The sequence below is a fragment of the Pseudolysinimonas sp. genome (assembly GCF_057350545.1).
Window position 1 is genome coordinate 1 of sequence record NZ_JBMRCP010000052.1, and the last position, 20,906, is coordinate 20,906.

The following is a 20,906-nucleotide window of genomic DNA, read 5'->3' on the forward strand; positions in this document are numbered from 1 at the left end:
GAGGTGTAGAGGATGAAGAGCGGGTTCTCGGCGTCGAACGCCTCCGCCTCATGCTCCGGGCTCGCGGCATCCACCGTCTCGTGCCACCACACGTCGCGCTCGTTCCACTCGACGTCGCCACCGGTGCGCTTCACGACGAGCACGTGCTCGACGCTCTCGGCGCCGTCGACCGCGGCATCCACCGTCGGCTTCAGCGGGAACGCCTTGCCTTTGCGGTACCCGCCGTCCGCGGTGATGACGAGCTTCGCCTGGGCGTCGTCGATGCGGGCGCGCAACGACTCGGAGCTGAAGCCGCCGAAGACGACCGAGTGGATGGCCCCGAGCCGCACGACCGCGAGCATCGCGATGACCGCTTCGGGGATGTTGGGGAGGTAGATCGCGACGCGGTCGCCGTGGCCGACGCCGAGGGCGGCGAGGGCGTTCGCGGCCTTCTTCACCTCGGTCGTGAGGTCCGCGTAGGTGAGGGTGCGGACATCCCCGGGCTCGCCCTCCCAGTGGTAGGCGACCCGGTCGCCGTGGCCCGCGAGCACGTGGCGGTCGAGGCAGTTGTAGGCGACGTTGAGTTTGCCGTCGGCGAACCACTTCGCGACGGGCGCGTCCGACCAGTCGAGCACGGTGCTGAACGGTTCGTGCCAGTGGAGGCGCTCGCGGGACTCGTCACCCCAGAAGGCGATCCGGTCGGCAGTCGCCCGGTCGTAGAGTGCGGGCTGCGCGATCGCGGCCGCCGAGAAGGCGGGGCTCGGCGGGAACCGGCGCTCTTCGTGGAGCAGGTTGTCGATCGAGTTCACAACGGACTTCTTCCTCGTCTGAGTGGACCGGCCGGGCGGCGATGCCGGGGGTCCCCGAGGTGGGGTTTCCTGCTCGATCCTAACCGGAGCCGCGAGGGCTTCGGGCCACGTTTCGCCCGGTGACGGCGTGTGGTCGCGATGTGGGAACGTACCCCGGAAAGGGGGTGGGCTGGGTCTTGCGCGTACCCGGATTTTGCCCCCCGAACTCCCCATTGCGTTGTCCTCCCTTTGGAGTACACTCGTGACCATCCGAGCGCAATCTCGGCTTGCGACGTCCGCGATTCCCCCCAATCGAGCGTCGCTGTGGCGGCGCCTGTTCCCCCCAACGGGCGCCGCCCCTCTCGTTTAATGCCCCGTTTCTCGTGGGATTTCCAGGAGTCCGGGCTGCTCGGGACGTGTCGCCGCCGTGCGCTGCAGTACGTCCGCCGCCGCGCGATACGGCGCTGAGGTTTACTCACGGTCGGGGTACAAGCCCGACTCCTCCCGAGTGGGACGTTTCAACCCTCTCTCCACCTGTGGGCCCGTCGGCTCCGTCGCCGCCCACCCCCGCGCGAGGGTCAGACCATGGAAGCCTTCGTCGCGCGCGGCGCCGGCGTGTCACGCGGCATCCCCGCGGCCGAGTTCGGGCCGCTCGCCACGCTCGTCGGCGACGCATCCGTGACGGATGTCTTCGTCAACGGAGACGGCTCCGTGCGGGCGGACCGGGGTACGGGTGCCGCCGCCGTGGAGGGGCTCCGGCTGAGCGCGACGATCGCTCGCGGACTCGCCGTCCGGCTCATCGCGCTCGGTGGTCGTCACGTCGACGAAGCCTCACCGTGCGTCGACGTGCGGCTGGGAGACGGCGTGCGGGTGCATGCCGTCCTGCCCCCGGTGTCGACCGGAGGTGCGCTGCTCTCGATCCGCCTGCCGGCACCCGAGCGTCCCTCGCTCGACGACCTCGACGACGGCGGGTTCTTCGCCGCCCTCGCACTCGACGACGTCCGGCACCTGGTCGCCCGCCGCGCCAACGTCGTCGTGACGGGCGCGGGAGGCAGCGGCAAGACGACGTTCCTCGCGGCTCTGCTCGCCGCCGCACCGGCGCACGAGCGGATCGTCGTGCTCGAAGACGTCGCGGAACTGCGCATCGCGCATCCCCACGTCGTCGCCCTCGAGGCGCGGCAGGCGAACCTCGAGGGCGCGGGTGGCATCGGGCTCGACCGTCTCGTCCGCGAGGCCCTGCGCATGCGGCCCGACCGGCTCGTCGTCGGAGAGTGCCGCGGCGCCGAGCTGCGCGAGTTGCTCGCCGCGCTCAACACCGGCCACGACGGCGGCGCGGGCACGCTGCACGCCAACTCGCTCGCCGACGTGCCCGCCCGGCTCGAGGCCCTCGGCGCGCTCGCCGGGATGACCCCGGATGCGGTGGCGCGTCAGGCGGTGAGCGCGTTCGACGCGGTGCTCCACCTCGAACGCGGCGCGGCAGGGCGGCGGCTCGCCGCGGTCGGCACCCTCGCCGTCGATCGCCGAGGTCGGCTCGAGGTGCGGTCGTGACGCCGGCCGCCGCCGCGCTCCGGCTCGCGGTGCTGCTCGAGGCGGGCCTGCCGCCGCTCGCCGCGTGGAGGCACCTCGCCGCGTCGTCGCCCGTCGCCGCCCGCGTGGCGGAAGTCGACGGCGCCGAGCGGCTGCCCGCCGGCATCCTCGAGGCCACGCGCGCCGGGGAGCATCCCCTCGACTGGGCGTGCGTCGCCGCGGCCTGGCGCGTCGCGGCCGACTCGGGCGCACCGCTCGCGGCGAGCCTCGAACGCCTGGGCGAGGTGCTCGTCGCGGCCGAGGACGGCCGCCGTGAGGTCGCCATCGCGCTCGCCGGTCCGCGGGCGACGAGCCGCGTCGTGCTCGCGCTGCCGGCGATCGGGCTGTGCGGCGGGATGCTGCTCGGCGTCGACACCCTCGGCGTGCTCGCCACGACACCGCCGGGGTGGTTCTGCCTCGTCGCGGGCGGATCACTCCTGCTCGTGGCGCGGCGGTGGATGCGGCGGCTCGTCGCGCGGGCGCTCGAGTACGACCCGACACCGGGCCTCGGAGCGGAGCTCGCCGCGGTCGCCGTGGCCGGCGGGGGCTCGGCCGCGGTCGCCGCGGAGCGCGTGTCCGCCGCGCTCGCCGAGGCCGGACTGCCACCCGACGACTCCGCGTCCGCGGTGATCGAGTTCGCGCAGCGCGCCGGGGTGCCCGTCGCGGCGCTCCTGCGCGCCGAGGCTCGCGACACGCGTCGCACCGCTCAGGCGGAGGCCCGGATGCGCATCGCAGCACTCGGCACGCGACTTCTGCTTCCGCTGGGGCTCTGCGTGCTGCCCGCGTTCGTCGCTCTCGGTGTCGCGCCGCTCCTGCTCGCGATGATCGGCTCGACCCTCGCGTCGTTCTGACCCCTGCACAGGCCGCCCCGCACTCTCGCCTCCTCGAGTGCCGGTCTCCCGAGATCGCCGGCGAGACGACTGGCCAAGACTGGACCTGCCCGTGCCCCGAACCCGCGACAGCGGAGATAAAGAGGTACGCGATGCGACGGACGACGCGATGGATGGCCGAGCGGTTCCGAGACCAGACAGGAGCCGCGACGGCGGAGTACGCGATCGTCATCATGGCGGCGGTCGGGTTCGCCGGACTGCTCGTCGTGATCCTCCGCTCGGGCGAGGTGCAGGCGATCCTGACCGACCTCGTGCAGCGCGCGCTCAACTCGGCGGGATGACGCGCATGCTCCGCGGCGAGCGGGGGAGCGCGACGGCAGAGCTCGCGGTGGCGTTCCCGGCGGTGCTCGGGGTGCTCGCTCTCCTCCTCGGAGGCGTGCAGGTCGCCGCGCTGCAGGTGCGGGTGCAGGATGCCGCCGCCGACGCCGCGCGGGCGCTCGGCCGCGGAGATGGCGCGGGGGTCGTGCGGTCCCGACTCGCGGCGCAGGTTCCCGGCGCGACGCTGAGCACGTGGATCGACGGTGAGCTGCGCTGCGTGCGGGTGGAGGTCGCGCCGGCGGGGCCGGTCGCCGCGCTCGGGCTGAGGGCGGGGGCCGGCGCGTGCGCGCTCGACGACGGCGGGTGAGTCGACGACCGCGGCTGGCCTTCGGCGGCGAGCGCGGGTCGGGTGGCGTGCTCGCGCTCGCCCTGCTCGCTGTCCTCACCGTCGTCGCGCTCGCCGCGGTCGGGATAGGGGCGGCGCTCGCCGCCCGTCAGCGGGTCGTCGCCGCCGCGGACGCCGGAGCCCTCGCGGCCGCCGACACGGCGCTCGGCATCCATCCGGGCATCCCGGGCGCCGTCGCCGCCGAGGTCGTCGCGGCGCACGATGCGACCCTCGTGAGCTGCGAGGTCGACGGGGTCATCGCGACGGTCGAGGCGCGTGCGACGATCATCGGGGTCGGGGTGAGCATCCGGGCACGGGCCGGTCCGCCACGCTGACGGCGACGGGGACTGCCAGCCCGCGCCGTCGCCGTGTGTGTATGGTGTGCCACGGAAAAGAGGAGAGAAGTGCCCGAGTCGAAGTCAGCCGGCCGCAAGCTGGTCATCGTCGAGTCGCCCACCAAGGCGAACACGATCCGGCAGTACCTCGGCGACGGCTATGAGGTGCTCGCCTCCGTCGGCCACATCCGCGACCTCATCGAGCCGAAGAACCTCCCGCCGGAGCTCAAGAAGGGCTCGCTCGGCAAGTTCTCGATCGACGTCGAGAACGACTTCACTCCTTATTACGTGGTGAGCGACGCGAAGAAGAAGACCGTCGCCGATCTCAAGAAGGCGCTCAAGGGTGCCGACGAGCTCTACCTCGCCACTGATGAAGACCGCGAGGGCGAGGCCATCGCGTGGCACCTCCTCGAGGAGCTCAAGCCCAAGGTCCCCGTGAAGCGCATGGTGTTCCACGAGATCACCCAGGAGGCGATCCAGCGGGCGCAGGAGAACACCCGCGACATCGACACCGCGCTCGTCGACGCGCAGGAGACCCGCCGCATCCTCGACCGGCTCTACGGCTTCGAGGTCAGCCCGGTGCTCTGGCGCAAGGTCGGACCCGGTCTCTCGGCCGGCCGCGTGCAGTCCGCCGCGACCCGCCTCGTCGTCGACCGCGAGCGCGAGCGCCTCGCCTTCGTCTCCGCCGTCTACTGGGACCTCGCCGCCGAACTCGGCGAGAAGACCCAGACGTTCGACGCGAAGCTCGCCCGGCTCGACGGCAAGCGCGTCGCGTCCGGCCGCGACTTCGACGACCGCGGGCAGCTCACGAGTGACGCGGTCGCGCTCGACGAGGCCGCCGCCGAGAAGCTCGCGTCGGCCCTCCGCGCCGACACCGCGCGCTTCACCGTCACCAACCTCGAGACCAAGCCGTACACGCGTCGTCCCGCGGCGCCGTTCACGACGTCGACGCTCCAGCAGGAGGCCGCGCGCAAGCTGCGCTTCTCAGCCCGCCAGACGATGTCGGTCGCGCAGGGGCTGTACGAGAACGGCCACATCACCTACATGCGCACCGACTCGCCGAACCTGTCGCAGCAGGCGATCGACGCGGCACGCACGCAGGCGGCGCAGCTCTACGGCGCCGACACCGTGCCCGAGAAGCCCCGTGTGTATCAGGGCAAGAGCAAGAACGCGCAGGAGGCCCACGAGGCCATCCGGCCGGCCGGGGATGTCTTCAAGACCCCGTCCGAGCTGAGCACGGTGCTGCGCGGCAACGACTTCAAGCTGTACGACCTCATCTGGAAGCGCACCGTCGCGTCGCAGATGGCGGATGCTCGCGGCTCGACGGCGTCGGTCACGATCGCCGGCGCCACCGCGGATGCCGGCACGGCCGAGTTCACGGCGTCCGGCACCGTCATCACCTTCCGCGGCTTCCTCGCCGCCTACGAGGAGGGCAAAGACGAGGCACGCGACCCGGAGTCGAAGGACGCCGACGAGGAGAAGCGACTGCCGAACCTCACCGTCGGGCAGGAGCTGCCGCTCCAGAGCCTCGAGGCGAAGGGCCATGAGACGAGCCCGCCTCCGCGCTACACCGAGGCGAGCCTCGTGAAGACGCTCGAAGAACTGGGCATCGGGCGCCCGTCGACGTTCGCGTCGATCATCTCGACGATCATCGACCGCGGCTACGTCACCCCACGCGGCCAGGCGCTCGTGCCGAACTGGATCGCATTCAGCGTCATCCGGCTGCTCGAAGACCACTTCGCCGACCTCGTCGAGTACGACTTCACCGCCGAGATGGAGGAAGACCTCGACCGCATCGCGGGCGGCGAGGAAGACCGCGTCGGCTGGCTGACGGGCTTCTACTTCGGCAACGACACCCACCGGGGCCTGCGCACCGTCGTCGACAACCTCGGCGAGATCGACGCGCGCGACATCAACTCGGTGCAGCTCGCCGACGGCATCACGCTGCGCATCGGCAAGTACGGCCCCTACCTCGAGACCCCCGATCCCGACTCGACCGACGGCACCCCTCGTCGCGTCAACGTGCCGCAGGATCTCGCGCCCGACGAGCTCACGACCGCGAAGGCGCGCGAGCTCATCGACGCGCCGGTCGTCGGCGACCGGATCCTCGGGGTGAACCCGGAGAACGGCAAGCAGATCGCGGCGAAGGACGGCCGCTACGGCCCCTACGTCACCGAACTCGAGCCCGAGCCGGAGCCCACGCCCGAGCCGGAGCCTGCGGTCGACCCGAAGACCGGCGAAGTGACGACACCCAAGAAGAAGCCGGCCAAGAAGCCGGCCGCGGTGAAGCCGCGCACGGCATCCCTCTTCAAGACGATGGATCCGCAGACGGTCGACCTCGAGACGGCGCTCAAGCTGCTGAGCCTGCCGCGCGTCGTCGGGCAAGACCCGGAGACCGGCGTCGACATCACGACGCAGAACGGCCGCTACGGCCCGTACCTGAAGAAGGGCACCGACTCGCGTTCGCTCGAGTCGGAAGACCTGATCTTCGATCTCACCCTCGAGAAGGCACTCGAGATCCTCGCGCAGCCGAAGTACGGCGCCGCCCGCACCTCGAGCGCGCTCAAGGAGTTCGACGCCGACCCCGAGTCGGGCAAGCCGATCCGCATCCGTGACGGCCGCTTCGGCGCCTACGTCACCGACAGCATCACGAACGTCACCATCCCGCGGGGTGAGGACATCGAGTCGATCGACTTCGAACGGGCCGTGCAGATGCTCGCCGACAAGCGTGCGAAGGGTCCGGTCGTCAAGAAGAAGGCGCCCGCCCGTCGCACCGCCCCCGCGAAGAAGAAGTAGCTCGGCGGTCGAGTAGCGCGCAGCGCGTGTCGAGACCGGTGGTCCGGGATACGGTGAGCAGGTGAGCTGGGACGACCTGACCGGGCAGGCCGAAGCCGTGGCGACGCTCCGCGCGGCGGCGGCCGGCGACGGCCTCACCCACTCGTGGCTGATCACCGGCCCGCCCGGCTCCGGTCGCTCCGTCATCGCCTACGCCTTCGCGGCTGCCCTCATCGCGCGCCCGGGCGACGAGGCCGAGACCGAGGCGCAGGTCGCGGCCCGCACGCATCCCGACCTCGGCGTGCTCACCACCGAGGGGGTCACCATCCTGCGCAAGGCGGTCAAAGACATCGTCGCGTCGAGCCAGTTCTCGCCGTCGGTCGGTCGCTATCGCGTGATGGTCATCGAAGACGCCGACCGCATGGCCGAGCTGTCGAGCAACGTGCTGCTCAAAGCGCTCGAGGAGCCGCCGCCGCGCACGATCTGGATCCTCTGCGCCCCGAGCGACGCCGACCTGCTGCCGACGGTGCGTAGTCGCGTGCGCACCGTGCGGCTGCGCGTGCCGGGTGTCGACGAGGTCGCCGAACTCATCTCCCGCCGCGACGGTGTGAGCCTGCCCGAGGCGGCGCGCGCGGCACGTGAGGCGCAGAGCCACGTCGGGATGGCGCATCGCCTCGCGACGAACGCCGAGGCGCGGGCGCGGCGGGCCCGCACCCTCCAACTCGCGCTCGGCATCCGCAGCGTGTCCGGTGCCGTGCTCGCGGCCGCCGAACTGCTCGAGGTGGCGACCGCCGACGCGAAGGCGATCACCGAGGAGCGCGACGCCGAAGAGCGCGCGAGCGCGCTCCGCTCGCTCGGCATCGAGCCCGGGGCGACGGTGCCGCCGGCGCTGCGCGCGCAGCTCAAGTCGCTCGAAGAAGACCAGAAGCGTCGGTCGACCCGCTCGCTGCGCGACGGGCTCGACCGCATCCTCGTCGACCTGCTGTCGCTCTACCGCGACGTGCTCATGCTGCAGCTCGACGCCGGCATCGATCCGGTCAACCTGGCCATCTACTCCGAGCTCGAGGTCGCCGCGCGCGCGTGCACGCCGACCGACACCCTCACGACCCTCGACGCGATCACCACCGCGCGAACGCGCATCGAAGGCAACGTCGCCCCGGCCCTCGCGCTCGAGGCGATGCTCGTGACCGCGGTCCGTGCGGCGCCCGCACCCTCTGGAAAGGCCTGATATGACGCGCACCCGCTCGGCGGCGCTGCTCCTCGTCGCGATCGTCGTGACCACGATGCTGACCAGCTGTCTGCAGTGGTTCGCCCCGCCGTCGACGGGTGGCTCGACGTCGACGCCGACGGGGGAGCGGGTCGACGCCGACCTGCAGGAGTACTACGACCAGGTTCTGCGCTGGACGCCGTGCGGCAACGGGATGCAGTGCACGACGGCTCGTGCGCCGATGGACTGGGCGAATCCGCAGGATGCCGAGATCGAGCTCGCGCTCGTGCGCCAACCCGCGACGGGCGCGAAGCTCGGTTCGCTGCTGATCAATCCCGGCGGCCCCGGCGGCTCCGGGTACGACTTCGTGCTCGACAGCGTCGACTACGGCACGAGCGACGACCTCCAGGAGCGCTACGACATCGTCGGGTTCGACCCTCGCGGCGTCGGCCGGTCGTCGGCGGTCTCCTGCTACGACGACCCCGCGTTCCTCGACGAGTTCAACTACGGCGACGGCACCATCACCGACGTGGGGGAGCCCGGCTCCGACAGCTGGATCGCCGAGAACGAGCGGTCGGCCGCCGAGTTCGCGGCGAGTTGCCTCGAGCACACCGGACCGCTGCTGCAGTTCGTCGACACGATCAGCGCCGCGCGCGACATGGATCTGCTGCGCGCCGTTCTCGGCGACGAGAAGCTCAACTTCCTCGGCTACTCCTACGGAACGTTCCTCGGTGCCACCTACGCCGACCTCTACCCGCAGAAGACGGGTCGCCTCGTGCTCGACGGCGCGCTCGACCCGGCGACGAGCGACTTCGACGTGACCAAGACGCAGGCGGTGGGATTCGAGAGCGCCTTCCGCGCCTACCTCGCCGACTGCGTCACGCGCGACGAGTGCCCGTTCGCGGGCTCGACGGTCGACGAGGCGATGGTCGAGACCGGCGCGCTGCTCACCCGGCTGCAGACCGCGCCGCTTCCGGGTGCGGACGGGCGGCTGCTCTGGCAGGGCACGATGTTCACGGCGATCATCCTGCCGCTCTACAGCCAGGACAACTGGCCCTTCCTCGACGACCTGTTCACCGAGGTGTCGGCAGGTGAGACGGCGACGGCGTTCTTCCTCGCCGACGCCTACAACGGGCGCAACTCCGACGGTACGTATCTCGACAACTCGACCGAGGCGTTCATCTCGATCAACTGCCTCGACTACGTGAGCGAGACGTCGAACGACGCGATGAGGGCCGAGGCCGTGCTGCTCGCGGAGGCGGCGCCGATCTTCGGCCCGGTGATGTCGTACGGCGGCTCGCTCTGCAAGTCGTGGCCGTTCCCGGCGACCCGTGAGCGCGTCGCGATCGCCGCCGAGGGTTCGGCCGACATCCTCGTGGTCGGCACAACGAACGACCCGGCGACCCCGTACATCTGGGCGGTGCAGCTCGCCGACCAGCTCGCGAACGGGCACCTCGTCACGTACGAGGGCGAAGGTCACACGGCCTACACGGCGGGTGACCCGTGCGTTCTCGCTGTCGTCGATGCGTACTTCATCGACGGTACGGTTCCTCCCACCGATCCGATGTGCTGACCTTCGGTGGTCGAGCGGCGCCGCCCCTCCTCCCTCGGTGGTCGAGTAGCGCGCAGGCGCGTGTCGAGACCGGTGTGCAAGTTTGCAGCCTGTGCAATAAACTGACCGGGTGACCTCCCCCGAGCTCGGCCTCCGCGAGCGCAAGCGACTCGCGACGCGGCTTGCCATCCAGCGCGCGGCCCTGAGCGTGGTGCGCGAGCGCGGACTCGACGGTGCGACCGTCGACGAGATCGCCCGCATCGCCGACGTCTCGCCGCGCACCTTCTTCAACTACTTCCCGACGAAAGAGGATGCGATCCTCGGCGACGTGCCCACGCTCGACGGAAACCCCGAGGTGGAGTGGTTCATTGCCGACCGCGGACCGATCCTGCGCGGCCTCGGGCGCGTCATCGTCGACAGCTCCACGCGGCTGCTGAGCGACCCCGAGCTGCTCATGGAGCGGCGCGCGATCACGAAGTTGCACCCCGAGCTCGGCGTGCGGCGGATGGCGACGGTGCACCGCTTCGAGCAGGAGCTCACCGAGATCGCCGAACGACGGCTGCGCGCCGAGCATCCGGAGCTGGCGGACGCCGACGTCGCCGCGCGGGGACGACTCGTCGCGCTCACCGCCTTCGCCTTCATCCGGCACGCCTGGTTCGCCTGGCTCGAGCACCCCGAGGACTCCGCCGGGCTGCCCGAGTTGGTCGATCACGCGTTCGCCCTGGGAATCGAACTGGTCAGGTCGTCGCACCCGGCCCACGTCGGCTAAACTGCTTCCCGGCCCTCGTGGCCAGGCCGCCTTAGCTCAGCTGGCAGAGCGATTCACTCGTAATGAATAGGTCGTGGGTTCGATTCCCACAGGTGGCTCCAGAAAACCCCTGGTCTACCGGGGGTTTCTCTGGTTTCCGGGCGCCGATCGGTTCGGCGTGGGACAGCCGTGGGACAGAGGCGACTCCAACAGGCTCCGATAGAGATGCTCTTGGCCGGGTTCACTGCAAGTAAATAAGTCGAGGCAAGTTCGGTCAGGGGCTGGGAGATGTCGGCTTCGATCGGCCCAGGAACTGCCCAGCAAAGAGCTTTCCCTTCGCGAGGCGATCTCGCGCGGAAGCGGTCTTTCGCATCTCCCGTGTGAACGCCTTTCTGAGATCGCCGAGTGAAGCAGCGACTTCTGCTGCAGTGACGACGTGGGCCACGTCTCCGAGGCCGAGCACGTGTTCCGCCGCTGATGGCGAGTATCCGAGGCGGCGTCGAACGATGTCCGCCGCGACCAGGAATCGAGAGTCGTTCTTCTCGCTGGTCGTCATTCCTGGTGTCGCTGACAAGAACCCGTCCACAAGGCGCTGAGCTCGAATCGCCCAGGGGTAGACCTCGACCTTCGCGTGAGTGGCGAACACGGTGCCGTACTGAGTGTCGTCACTCAGGTAGTCACCGGGGCGCGCGCGGGCATCGTCCGGCTTGCCCAAGACGATCGCGAGCATCGCCTGCGTGAGCGCTTTCACCCCTACGATCTTCGCGCGCGGCTTTCCCACGTTCCGGTAGTAGTTACGGCGACGGTCATAGAAGAGCCCCTCCGTCAGCATGTGACGGTCGATCAGAAGTTGGACTTCGTCCGTGGCCCTCAGGCTCTCTTCCTTGACCGGCGTCTGGCGGTTGGTCGCGCGAATGACCTTATTGACGGTTGGCGGGTCGTTCGACTCGATGATCCGGACCAAGACATGACGGGCAAGTGCCGGATTCTTAGCGTCAGCTTCGCTGAGCGAGTCGTAGATCGTCCTGGACGTCTGCAGCCCGTTCACGATCTGAACGTCGTCAAGCGCAAAGGTCTTGCCTTGCGACGACGCATTTGAGCAGATGACGGTTACGCCGTTGTTCAACCACCAAAACTCAGGCGCGCTCGCATCCGCTAGCCCGTCGCTGATCTCCTTGTTGACGCTCGCGTTCGCTCCCTCGTGGTGGCGGACGTTCCCCTCAAACAAGTAGTCGCGGTACGAGCCGTCGGATTCGTCAGTGATGAAGGCCAGATAGTCCTTCAGCGTGACGAGGCACACGTAGCTTCGTTCGCCGTCGGGAGTCTCGTGCGCGAACGACTCGGTCACGCGGAGTTCTGATCCGTAGTTCGGGGTCTCCTTGAGCGTGTCCCAAATCTCTTCTGCGCCAAGCAGCCGAACGGTTGGCGTCCCGATCGAGAGCTCGTCTTTGATCAGTCTTTCGAGAGCTCGAGACTTCGCATTGACCGCAGCCGCCACGCCGGATGTCTCGCCGATCGAGACGTAAGCGAAGTTCACACTCGCTTCTGGGTGTACTCGCCGCAGCGCGACCAGGGCGTCGCGGAACTCAAAGATGCGATCAAGAATCGTGGACGAGTAGCCGTCGGCCTCGAGTTGAGCCCGCGTCTTTTGCAGATCGAGCAGATCGCGTAGCCCGTCGGTCACCGTCACGAACGTGCCCGACTTGAAGCTCTTCTCCTCCTTGGCCTGCACGATCCAGAGAGAAAGCGAGGCCCCGCGATAGGCGGCGCCTGGGACAAAGCCGGCGCTTAGGACCTCGTGCTCGTCGGTTACGAGTTCTTGATTGAGGAATACGTACGCGGAGTCGATGCCCCCGTCGCCGCCCTTGTCGGTGAGGCCCGCTTCGATCTCATCGGGAGTTAAGTCGAGGTGCTTCAAGGCGGCCTCGCTCGCAAGGATGTCGAACACCTTGCTCCGAGCCGTCGGTGTCGCGAGCTCCGCGATCCGCGCTTCCATTTCCGCGTTCACGATAGTGAGGTAGTTCGACATTGGGCGCCCCCTCGGGTTGGGTGCGCACAGTATGGCGGATCGGCACGGGCGTGGGACAGATATGGGACAAAGTGCTACTCCAACGCACTCCATGGTGCTGCACACCCAAGCCGCCCCTCGGCCGAAACCGCCTGGTCAGACCCCAATAGACTCGCAGTACCGCCAATGCCTCGGGCCGCGAGAACGGTCGTCGCCCTCGCTCGTAATGAATAGGTCGTGGGTTCGATTCCCACAGGTGGCTCCAGACGTTTACCACAGGTGGCTCCAGACAGACGTCCAGACGGCTCTCAGCCACCCGGAATCCATCCGTAAGCAGTCCGGGTGCCCCCAGTTCGCGGGGAGACCTTGCGTTTTCGGGACTTTAGGCCTTGTCACGGCCGAATTGGGGGCGTAACTTCCCCACTACGGCGCATGATGCGCCCGCCGGTCCGGGGGGATCGGTGATCCGTTCCGGGGGGAACGGATGGGGTCGGGGGGCCCGAATCATGAAGCGAACGATTTTCCTGGGGGCCGTCTTCACGACGGTGATGGTGCTCGTGCTGCCGTTCGTCGGCGGCGGTGGGCCGTCCTTCCTCACGCCCGCCAACGCGTCCGCTTCGTCGGCGAGCAGCCCCGCTGTCGCCGCCGCTCTCTTCACCGACACGTCCGGACCCGCGCTCGCCGCGGCCGTGACGTCGATCGACGTCGAGGCTGCCGCTGAGGCCGCTCTCAACGTCGACACCGAGCACCTCGCGCAGAAGCCCGTGCCGAAGCCGCTCCCGCCCGTCTCGGCGGCCGGCCGCGCCAGCGGCACCCAGGAGCGCCGTGCCGCGCTCGAGGCGCAGGGCCTCTCCTGCCCCGGAAACGTCGGCGGCGGGGTCGGTGGAGCTCCCGGTCGTGTCTCCGGGGGCGGTGTGCAGGGCACCACGAGCGACGACCTGGCCTCGTTCGCGGCCAACTACAACTCGATCCGCGTCGCCAACTGCCTGCACCCCGTGCCGATGTCGAACTTCCGCTACGACTCCTGCATGGAGGATCGCCTCTTCTGGATGGCCGAGGACCCGAGCACCGACCCCGCGAGCGCGTGGGGCCACATGGGATCGGTCCGCAGTGACGGCGTTCCGTCTTACGGCTGCGACGGCAACCTCGCCGGCGGCTCGGGCAACACCGGGGCCACGGTCGCCCAGAAGTGGTGGAACTCCACCGCGCACCGCAACTCGCTCTACCGCCCGTCGGTGACGGGACCGGTCGGGGGCGTGTGCATCTACTTCGCGATGACCCACGGCGGCGTGCCGAATGAGCCGTACAGCTTCACCCGCGCGGCAGCGCGCTGGGGCGGCTGCTAGACGACTTCCCCCACGGCGTCGGAGGTCTCTCGCACGCCGCATCCGGAACGGGTCCGGATGCGGCGGGTGTGAGGCCTCCGGCGTCGTGGCGGACCGACGGTCCTCCCGGCGGCAGCGCCGTATCATCGACGGGTGACCGACGAGCAGCCGATGTCGCGCCGCGCGGCCCGCGAAGCAGCGGCGTCCGCCCCGCGTCGCGGCGCACGGACGAAGCCCGTGAAGGCCTCCCCGACCGCCCCCGGCGATCCCGAGGGCGAGGCGCCGAAGGGCGGCCTCGGTGCCCTTTTCGCGAAGAACCGGATGGCGTGGCTGGCCGGGGCGCTCGCCATCGTCTTCGTGCTGCTCGGCACCGGTGCGGTCTTCGCCGGCGTCACGGTCGGCTCCCAGGCGGCACCGGCACCGACCACCACCCCCACCGCGGACCCCCGTCCCGTTCCGACGGGTGAGCTCGTCGCGAGCCGTCTGCGCACGTGCTCCGTCGCAGGCCCCGCCGCGGACCCCATCCTGATGAGCCTCATCGGTCAAGTCGTTCGAGCCGACACGGGTGAGGTGCTCTTCGATCGCGCGGGTGAGACGCCGACACGCACCGCGAGCACGCTCAAGATCCTCACCGCCGCGGCGGCCGTTGCCGTCCTCGGGCCGGACTACCGCATCCGCACCTCGGTGTACGCGGGGTCTGCGCCGGGGTCGATCGTGCTCGTCGGTCGGGGCGACGCGACGCTCCACGACCCGTCGAAGGGCGGCACCGTGTATGCGGGGGCGCCGAGCATCGCCGACCTCGCGACGCAGACGCTCGCGAGCTACACGGGCGACCCCATCACGAGCATCGTGCTCGACGCGAACTACTGGTCACCCGCCGACAAGTGGGACTCGTCGTGGAATCGCTCGGAGCAGACCCGCGGCTACCACTCCGAGGTCACGGCACTGCAGGTCGATGGCGACCGTGCGAACCCGGGGGCGCAGGACAGCCCGCGCAGCACCGACCCGGTCGGCCGCGCCGGGCAAGCGTTCCTCAACGCCCTCCTCGCGGCCGACTCCGAAGGAAAGATCGACCCCTCCGTCACCATCTCGACCGGTTCCGCCGTCAACACGTCGTCGCCGCTCGCGGAGGTGCAGTCGGCCCCGCTGCGCGATCTCATCCGGTACATGCTCCTCGTGAGCGACAACACTCTCGCCGAGATGCTCGCGCGCATCACCTCGAAGGAGTCGGCGCTCAACGGGTCGGCCGCCTCGCTGCAGCAGGCGATTCCGAGCGCGCTCTCGACGTTCGGCATCCCGGGTGCCGGGCTGACGATCCGCGACGGCTCGGGACTCAGCGACCTCAACGCCGTACCCGCGTCGACGATGAACGCCCTCATCCGCGCCATCACCTCGGGCGGGCCCAATCTCGACGTCGTGAGCGCCGGAATGCCGATCGCCGGTCAGTCGGGAACCCTCGCCGGTCGCTTCACCGGCGACAACGCGGTCGCTCGCGGCGCGGTCGTCGCCAAGACCGGCTGGATCGACACGTCGTACTCTCTCGCCGGCTGGATGACGGCCAGCGACGGGACGGTGCTCGCCTTCACGTTCTACGCCGTGGGCGAGGGGATCGACCGGGCGGCACGCACCTCGCTCGACACCCTTGCGACGGCGGTCTGGGCCTGCGGCGACAACCTCTCCAACAACTGACGACTTCAGGAAGGACGGTGTCGCGATGCGCGCCCTCTTCATCATCGACGTGCAGAACGACTTCACGGAGGGCGGCGCCCTCGGGGTCGACGGCGGAGCCGCGGTCGCGGAGGGCATCACGGAGTACCTCCGCGCGCATCCCGACACCTACGACCTCGTGTTCGCGAGCCGCGACTGGCACGACGGCGACAACGACAACGGCGGTCACTTCGCCGTCGGCGCGCCCGACTTCGTCGAGACCTGGCCCCTGCACTGCGTCGCGGGAACCCCGGGCGCGGAGTATCACCCTGCCCTCGACGTGAGCCTCGTCGACGTGCACGTGAAGAAGGGCCAGGGCCGTCCGGCGTACTCGATCTTCGAGGGCACGACCGACGACGGGGAGGACCTCATCGACGTCCTCGACGAGAAGGGTGTCGACGAGGTCCACGTGGCCGGCATCGCCACCGACTACTGCGTGCTCGCCTCCGCGCGCGACGCGCTGGATGCCGGACGCGAGGTCACGGTGCTCACCGACCTCGTCGCGGGGGTGGCTCCCGAGTCGTCGCGCGCCGCCCTGGGCGAGCTCGTCGCCGCGGGAGCCGAGCTGCTCGCGACCGACACTTCGCCCGAATGACTGCTGCCGCGCGGCCCCGCGCCCTCGTCGTGCGGGGCGGCTGGGACGGGCACGCCCCCGTCGCGGCGACCGAGCTCTTCGTGCCGTTCCTCGTCGCGAACGGCTTCGAGGTGCGGATCGAGGAGGGCCCCGAGGTCTACGCCGATGCCGCCGAGTTGGCGCGCACCGACCTCATCGTGCAGAGCGTCACGATGTCGGAGATCGCCCCCGAGCAACTCGCCGGGCTGATCGCGGCCGTCGCGAACGGCACCGGTCTCGCCGGCTGGCACGGTGGCATCGCCGACTCCTTCCGCAACTCGTCGGATTACCTGCACCTCATCGGCGGCACGTTCGCCACCCACCCGGCGCGCGCCCCCGAGGATCGCCCGGGCGGCGCCGAGGACAACTATCTGCGCTACCGCGTCGAGTTCACCGAGCTCGGCCGCACGCATCCGATCACCGCGGGTCTCGACGACTTCGAGCTCGAGACCGAGCAGTACTGGGTGCTGCACGACGACCTCATCGACGTGCTGGCCACGACGACCCACCCGACGCGACCCTGGCATCCCTGGCACCGCCCCGTGACGTCGCCCGCGGTCTGGACGCGCGAGTGGGGCCGCGGGCGCATCGTCGTCGCCACCCCGGGCCACAGTGTCGATGTGCTGCAGCACCCGACTGTGACGACCATCGTCGAGAGGGGGATACTGTGGGCGAGCCGCACGGCGTCGGGATCGTAGGGCTGGGCAGCATCTCCGCCCAGTACCTGAGCACCCTCGCCCGGTACCACGCGCTGCACGTCGTCGCGGTCGCCGATCTCGACACCGCTCGCGCGTCCGAGGTCGCGACGACGTTGGGCGCGGAGGCGCTCGATGCCGACGCGCTCGTCGCGCATCCCGGGGTGCAGACGGTGCTCAACCTCACCATCCCGGCGGCCCACGCCGACATCGCCCTGCGTGCGATCGCCGCAGGCACGGCGGTCTACGGTGAGAAGCCGCTCGCCGCGACGTTCGCCGACGCCGAGCGGGTCATGGCATCGGCCGCCGCCGCGGGGGTGGGGGTGGGATGCGCTCCCGACACGGTGCTCGGAACGGGCACGCAGACCGCACGCGGCGTCGTCGACGCGGGCCGGATCGGCACACCGGTCTTCGCGACCGCGACGATGGTGACGCCCGGACATGAGGCCTGGCATCCCAATCCCGACTTCTACTACCGCGAGGGCGGCGGCCCGCTGCTCGACATGGGGCCGTACTACGTCTCGTCGCTCGTGCAGATCCTCGGGCCGGCGGTCTCGGTCACCGGCCGCTCGAGCCGCCTGCGCGATACCCGCACGATCGCGAGCGGACCCCGCGCCGGAGAGGTGGTGCCGGTCGAGATCGACACCCACGTGACGGGTGTCATCGAGCACGCGAACGGCGCCCTGTCGACGATCACGACGAGCTTCGACGGCGTCGCGACGACGGCGGCGCCGATCGAGATCCACGGCACCGAGGGCTCGCTCACGGTGCCCGACCCCAACGGCTTCGGCGGTGACGTGAGACTGCGGTCGCGGGGCTCGGAGTGGGAGACGGAGCCGCCCGCGTTCGGCTACGTCGACGCCGGCCGGGGAGTCGGTCTGCTCGACTTCGTCGGCACGGCCGAGGGCTCGACGCCGCGGGCGAGCGGCGCGATGGGGCTGCATGTGCTCGAGATCATGACGGGCCTGCTGCGTTCCGCCGAGGAAGGTCGCACGATCACCCTCACGACCACCGTCGAGCGCCCGCCGATCGTCCCCTTCACCTCGGCGGTCGGGCAGAATGGAACCACCACCCCGGGAAAGGACGCCTGATGGCCGCACAACTCCTCATGGTCGCCGCCGTCATCGGCGCCATCGTCATCGCCGTCCTCTTCACGATCACCGTCTTCTTCGGCGGCCTCTGGGGCTGAGGGTTTTTACGACTTAGTTGCACATTGCTCCGTCTTCCGGCAGCAATCTGCAACTGGGAGGACGTCGGCGAGGCTCGGCGCGTCGTCAGCGCGCCGGGGTGCGGGCGAGGTCGTCCGAGATGGCGGATGCTGCCGCGAGCAGGTCGGGGAGCAGCCGCTGCGCCTGCGCCACGGCATCCTCATCGGTCGACGGCATCGACACGTTGATCGCCGCGACGACCGCCGACCCGCGCCGCACGGGGGCCGCGAGGGCGCGGAGGCCGTGCTCGAGTTCGCCGTCGACGAGCGACCAGCCCTGCTCTGCGACGCGGTCGAGTTCGGCCCGCAGTTCACCCTCGGCCACCACCGTCCGCGGGGTGAACGGTTCCGCCGCGAAACCCTCGAAGTAGGTGTCAAGCCCGGAGGCGTCGAGCGAAGCAAGCAGAACCCGCCCCATCGACGTCGGATACGCCGGGAACCTCGTGCCGATCGTGATGCCCACCGACATGATGCGCCGGGTGGGCACGCGGGCGACGTAGACGATGTCGCGGCCGTCGAGCACCGAGGCGGAGGACGACTCACCCGTCGCACGCGAGAGCGTCTCGAGGTGGGGCAGCGCGATCTCGGGCAGCGACTGCGCCGACAGATACGAGAACCCCAGCTCGAGCACGCGCGGCGTGAGCGAGAAGTCGCGGCCGTCGGTGCGCACGTAACCCTCGGTCTCGAGGGTGAGCAGAAAACGGCGGGCGGATGCGCGGGTCATCCCCGTCGCGCGCGCCACGTCGGAGAGCGACTGCCGCGGCGTCTCCGCCGTGAAGGAGCGGATGACCGCGAGCCCGCGGGCGAGCGATTGGACGTAGGTGCTGCCGTCCGGTTCGGGCACTACCGCTCCCTCTTCCTCAGCGCTTTCAGCGCTCGAGCACGATCGCGAGACCCTGGCCGACGCCGATGCAGATCGTGACGACGGCGACGCCGCCACCCCGGCGGGCCAGCTCGTGCGACGCGCGCGCGATGAGCCGACCGCCCGACGCCCCGAGCGGATGCCCGATCGCGATCGCGCCGCCGTGGATGTTGAGCTTCTCGGGGTCGAGTTCGGGCCAGAGCTTCAGGCACGCGAGGGTCTGCGACGCGAACGCCTCGTTGAGCTCGACGAAGTCGACCTCGGCCCATGTGCGACCCGCGCGCGCGAGGGCCCGGTTCGCGGCCTCGACGGGCGCGACACCGAAGAACTGCGGCTCGTTGCCCGCCACCCCGCGCCCGGCGATGCGCGCGAGCGGCTCACCCGGCAGGACCCCCTCGGCACCGAGGAGCACCATCGAGGAGCCGTCGTTGAGCGGCGACGAGTTGCCGGCCGTCACCGAGCCGTCCTCGGCGAACACGGGCTTGAGTCCTGCGAGCACCGCGGCGGTGGTGTCGGCGCGCAGCGCCTCATCCCGCACGAGGTCGATGCCCGGCACCGCGACGATCTCGCCGTCGAACACGCCGGCATCCCACGCGGCGGCGGCACGCTGGTGCGACCGGGCGGCGAAGGCATCCTGCTCGTCTCGCGTCACGGAGTACTTCTCGGCCAGCAGCTCGGCGGACGACCCGAGCGGGATGGTCCACTCCTTCGGCATCTTCGGGTTGACCATGCGCCAGCCGAGGGTCGTGCCGTGCAGGGTCTCGTTGCCGGTCGGGTAGGGCTTCTCGGGCTTGAGCATCACGAACGGTGCGCGGCTCATCGACTCGACGCCGCCGGCGACCATGACGCTCGCGTCGCCCGTCTCGATCGCGCGGGACGCTTGGATGGCGGCATCCAGCCCCGATCCGCACAACCGGTTGGTGGTGCTCCCCGGCACGCCGACGGGCAACCCCGCGAGCAGCACGGCCATACGCGCGACATCGCGGTTGTCTTCGCCGGCCTGGTTGGCATCCCCGAGGATGACGTCATCGATGCGCGCGGGGTCGAGATCCGGATGCCGGTCGAGCAGCGCGCGCAGGGTCGACGCGGCGAGGTCGTCGGGTCGCATCCCCGCGAGCGACTTGCCGTACTTCCCGAACGGCGTCCTGACGGCGTCGTACACCCACGCGGCGGTCACACTTCTCCCTCTCGGTCGTCGAGTAGGCCGCCCCGCGGCCGTGTCGAGACGCTCACAGCGTCAGTCGCAGTCCGGTGAGCTCGTTGAGCTCCTCCAGGGTCGTGTCGAAGAGGTCGATCACACGGGCGCCCCCCGGCCCCACGTCGATGACGGCGCGGTCGGTGTAGACGCGGGAGACGCATCCCTTGCCGGTCAAGGGGTACGAGCAAGCCGCCACCAGCTTGCTCGCACCGTCCTTGGTGAGCAGGTCGGTCATCACCCAGACCTGCTTGGCGCCGATCGCGAGGTCCATGGCGCCGCCGACGGCCGGGATCGCGTCGGGCTCCCCGGTGTGCCAGTTGGCGAGATCGCCGGAGGTCGACACCTGGAAGGCGCCGAGGACGCAGACATCCAGATGCCCGCCGCGCATCATCGCGAAGCTGTCGGCGTGGTGGAAGTAGGAGTGCCCCGGCTCGGCGATCACCGGGATCTTGCCCGCGTTGATGAGGTCGGGGTCGATCTCGTCTTGGTGGGCGGCCCGTCCCATCCCGAGGAGCCCGTTCTCGGTGTGCAGGGTCACCTCGCGCTCGGGCTTGAGGTGGTCGGCCACATGCACGGGCATGCCCATGCCGAGGTTCACCACAAGGCCGCTGTCGATGTCCTGGGCAGCGCGCCAGGCCATCTGCCGGCGATTGAGCGGTTTCATCATGCGGCTCCTTATGCGGCTCCCTGGGCGACGACGACGCGGTCGATGTAAATGCCGGGGCAGCCGACGCGATCGAACGGGATCGGCTCGGCGACGGTCTCGCGCACTTCGGCAACGACCGTCGATGCGGCCGTCGCCATCGCC

At 70.1% G+C, this 20,906-nt stretch carries 19 protein-coding genes and 1 tRNA gene; 15 read left to right on the top strand and 5 right to left on the bottom strand.

Annotation, left to right across the window (positions count from 1 at the left end):
* A partial coding sequence (locus tag ACO1X9_RS07430) for an AMP-binding protein (protein ID WP_486350186.1) occupies nucleotides 1-788 on the bottom strand: 788 nt, incomplete at its 3' end.
* Nucleotides 789-1,352: 564 nt separating this feature from the next.
* On the opposite strand from ACO1X9_RS07430, the gene ACO1X9_RS07435 reads away from it, so the two are divergent.
* The 10 genes from ACO1X9_RS07435 to ACO1X9_RS07480 all read left to right on the top strand — a co-directional run bounded on the left by ACO1X9_RS07435 (nucleotide 1,353) and on the right by ACO1X9_RS07480 (nucleotide 10,605).
* Nucleotides 1,353-2,315, top strand: coding sequence for a TadA family conjugal transfer-associated ATPase (locus ACO1X9_RS07435; RefSeq protein ID WP_486350187.1), 963 nt, complete (start codon nucleotides 1,353-1,355; stop codon nucleotides 2,313-2,315).
* Nucleotides 2,312-3,184 carry a type II secretion system F family protein gene (locus ACO1X9_RS07440; protein WP_486350188.1) on the top strand — a complete coding sequence of 291 codons (873 nt, stop codon included), beginning with the start codon at nucleotides 2,312-2,314 and terminating at the stop codon, nucleotides 3,182-3,184. Before ACO1X9_RS07435 ends, ACO1X9_RS07440 begins: the two co-directional genes overlap by 4 nt.
* Before the next feature lie 131 nt (nucleotides 3,185-3,315).
* Entirely contained in the window at nucleotides 3,316-3,504 is a 189-nt protein-coding gene (locus tag ACO1X9_RS07445) for a DUF4244 domain-containing protein (RefSeq protein ID WP_486350189.1), read from the top strand.
* Nucleotides 3,501-3,848, top strand: a complete 348-nt coding sequence (locus ACO1X9_RS07450; RefSeq protein ID WP_486350190.1) for a TadE family type IV pilus minor pilin — start codon at nucleotides 3,501-3,503, stop codon at nucleotides 3,846-3,848. Before ACO1X9_RS07445 ends, ACO1X9_RS07450 begins: the two co-directional genes overlap by 4 nt.
* The gene (locus tag ACO1X9_RS07455; protein WP_486350191.1) at nucleotides 3,845-4,201 is read left to right on the top strand and encodes an Rv3654c family TadE-like protein; all 357 of its coding nucleotides are present in this window, start codon (nucleotides 3,845-3,847) and stop codon (nucleotides 4,199-4,201) included. The genes ACO1X9_RS07450 and ACO1X9_RS07455 overlap by 4 nt, the downstream gene beginning before the upstream one ends.
* A gap of 69 nt (nucleotides 4,202-4,270) precedes the next feature.
* Nucleotides 4,271-6,997: a type I DNA topoisomerase gene (topA, locus tag ACO1X9_RS07460; protein ID WP_486350192.1), complete on the top strand. Its 2,727-nt coding sequence runs from the start codon at nucleotides 4,271-4,273 to the stop codon at nucleotides 6,995-6,997.
* Nucleotides 6,998-7,058: 61 nt separating this feature from the next.
* Nucleotides 7,059-8,204: a DNA polymerase III subunit delta' gene (locus tag ACO1X9_RS07465; RefSeq protein ID WP_486350193.1), complete on the top strand. Its 1,146-nt coding sequence runs from the start codon at nucleotides 7,059-7,061 to the stop codon at nucleotides 8,202-8,204.
* 1 nt (nucleotide 8,205) lies between these two features.
* Nucleotides 8,206-9,756, top strand: coding sequence for an alpha/beta hydrolase (locus ACO1X9_RS07470; RefSeq protein WP_486350194.1), 1,551 nt, complete (start codon nucleotides 8,206-8,208; stop codon nucleotides 9,754-9,756).
* Nucleotides 9,757-9,865: 109 nt separating this feature from the next.
* A complete protein-coding gene (locus tag ACO1X9_RS07475; protein ID WP_486350195.1) occupies nucleotides 9,866-10,504 on the top strand; it encodes a TetR family transcriptional regulator in 639 nt (212 codons plus the stop codon).
* Nucleotides 10,505-10,529: 25 nt separating this feature from the next.
* Nucleotides 10,530-10,605 (top strand) — tRNA-Thr (locus ACO1X9_RS07480).
* 152 nt (nucleotides 10,606-10,757) lie between these two features.
* On the opposite strand, the gene ACO1X9_RS07485 is transcribed toward ACO1X9_RS07480, so the two are convergent.
* Entirely contained in the window at nucleotides 10,758-12,512 is a 1,755-nt protein-coding gene (locus ACO1X9_RS07485) for an AIPR family protein (protein WP_486350196.1), read from the bottom strand.
* 485 nt (nucleotides 12,513-12,997) lie between these two features.
* On the opposite strand from ACO1X9_RS07485, the gene ACO1X9_RS07490 reads away from it, so the two are divergent.
* The 5 genes from ACO1X9_RS07490 (at nucleotide 12,998) to ACO1X9_RS07510 (ending at nucleotide 17,922) form a co-directional block, all read left to right on the top strand.
* Nucleotides 12,998-13,837, top strand: a complete 840-nt coding sequence (locus ACO1X9_RS07490) for a hypothetical protein (protein ID WP_486350197.1) — start codon at nucleotides 12,998-13,000, stop codon at nucleotides 13,835-13,837.
* Between the two features lie 132 nt (nucleotides 13,838-13,969).
* The gene (gene dacB, locus ACO1X9_RS07495) at nucleotides 13,970-15,505 is read left to right on the top strand and encodes a D-alanyl-D-alanine carboxypeptidase/D-alanyl-D-alanine endopeptidase (RefSeq protein WP_486350198.1); all 1,536 of its coding nucleotides are present in this window, start codon (nucleotides 13,970-13,972) and stop codon (nucleotides 15,503-15,505) included.
* A gap of 25 nt (nucleotides 15,506-15,530) precedes the next feature.
* Complete coding sequence (locus tag ACO1X9_RS07500) at nucleotides 15,531-16,118, top strand: isochorismatase family protein (protein WP_486350199.1); 588 nt, start codon at nucleotides 15,531-15,533, stop codon at nucleotides 16,116-16,118.
* The gene (locus ACO1X9_RS07505) at nucleotides 16,115-16,834 is read left to right on the top strand and encodes a ThuA domain-containing protein (protein WP_486350200.1); all 720 of its coding nucleotides are present in this window, start codon (nucleotides 16,115-16,117) and stop codon (nucleotides 16,832-16,834) included. Before ACO1X9_RS07500 ends, ACO1X9_RS07505 begins: the two co-directional genes overlap by 4 nt.
* A complete protein-coding gene (locus ACO1X9_RS07510; protein ID WP_486350201.1) occupies nucleotides 16,804-17,922 on the top strand; it encodes a Gfo/Idh/MocA family protein in 1,119 nt (372 codons plus the stop codon). The genes ACO1X9_RS07505 and ACO1X9_RS07510 overlap by 31 nt, the downstream gene beginning before the upstream one ends.
* Nucleotides 17,923-18,105: 183 nt before the next feature.
* Here ACO1X9_RS07510 and ACO1X9_RS07515 read toward each other — a convergent pair whose 3' ends face one another.
* Genes ACO1X9_RS07515 through ACO1X9_RS07525 form a run of 3 tightly spaced genes read right to left on the bottom strand, consistent with a single transcriptional unit; the run spans nucleotide 18,106 to nucleotide 20,765 of the window.
* Entirely contained in the window at nucleotides 18,106-18,882 is a 777-nt protein-coding gene (locus ACO1X9_RS07515; protein WP_486350202.1) for an IclR family transcriptional regulator domain-containing protein, read from the bottom strand.
* 25 nt (nucleotides 18,883-18,907) lie between these two features.
* Entirely contained in the window at nucleotides 18,908-20,077 is a 1,170-nt protein-coding gene (locus tag ACO1X9_RS07520; protein ID WP_486350203.1) for a thiolase family protein, read from the bottom strand.
* Between the two features lie 52 nt (nucleotides 20,078-20,129).
* Nucleotides 20,130-20,765: a 3-oxoacid CoA-transferase subunit B gene (locus ACO1X9_RS07525; RefSeq protein WP_486350204.1), complete on the bottom strand. Its 636-nt coding sequence runs from the start codon at nucleotides 20,763-20,765 to the stop codon at nucleotides 20,130-20,132.
* Nucleotides 20,766-20,906 lie beyond the last annotated feature (141 nt).

Coding starts and splice junctions, on each gene's coding strand:
- ACO1X9_RS07505 (WP_486350200.1), top strand. CDS start 16,115: ATGACTGCTGCCGCGCGGCCCCGCGCCCTCGTCGTGCGGGGCGGCTGG.
- ACO1X9_RS07485 (WP_486350196.1), bottom strand. CDS start 12,512: ATGTCGAACTACCTCACTATCGTGAACGCGGAAATGGAAGCGCGGATC.
- ACO1X9_RS07490 (WP_486350197.1), top strand. CDS start 12,998: ATGAAGCGAACGATTTTCCTGGGGGCCGTCTTCACGACGGTGATGGTG.
- ACO1X9_RS07450 (WP_486350190.1), top strand. CDS start 3,501: ATGACGCGCATGCTCCGCGGCGAGCGGGGGAGCGCGACGGCAGAGCTC.
- ACO1X9_RS07435 (WP_486350187.1), top strand. CDS start 1,353: ATGGAAGCCTTCGTCGCGCGCGGCGCCGGCGTGTCACGCGGCATCCCC.
- ACO1X9_RS07500 (WP_486350199.1), top strand. CDS start 15,531: ATGCGCGCCCTCTTCATCATCGACGTGCAGAACGACTTCACGGAGGGC.
- ACO1X9_RS07445 (WP_486350189.1), top strand. CDS start 3,316: ATGCGACGGACGACGCGATGGATGGCCGAGCGGTTCCGAGACCAGACA.
- ACO1X9_RS07470 (WP_486350194.1), top strand. CDS start 8,206: ATGACGCGCACCCGCTCGGCGGCGCTGCTCCTCGTCGCGATCGTCGTG.
- ACO1X9_RS07525 (WP_486350204.1), bottom strand. CDS start 20,765: ATGATGAAACCGCTCAATCGCCGGCAGATGGCCTGGCGCGCTGCCCAG.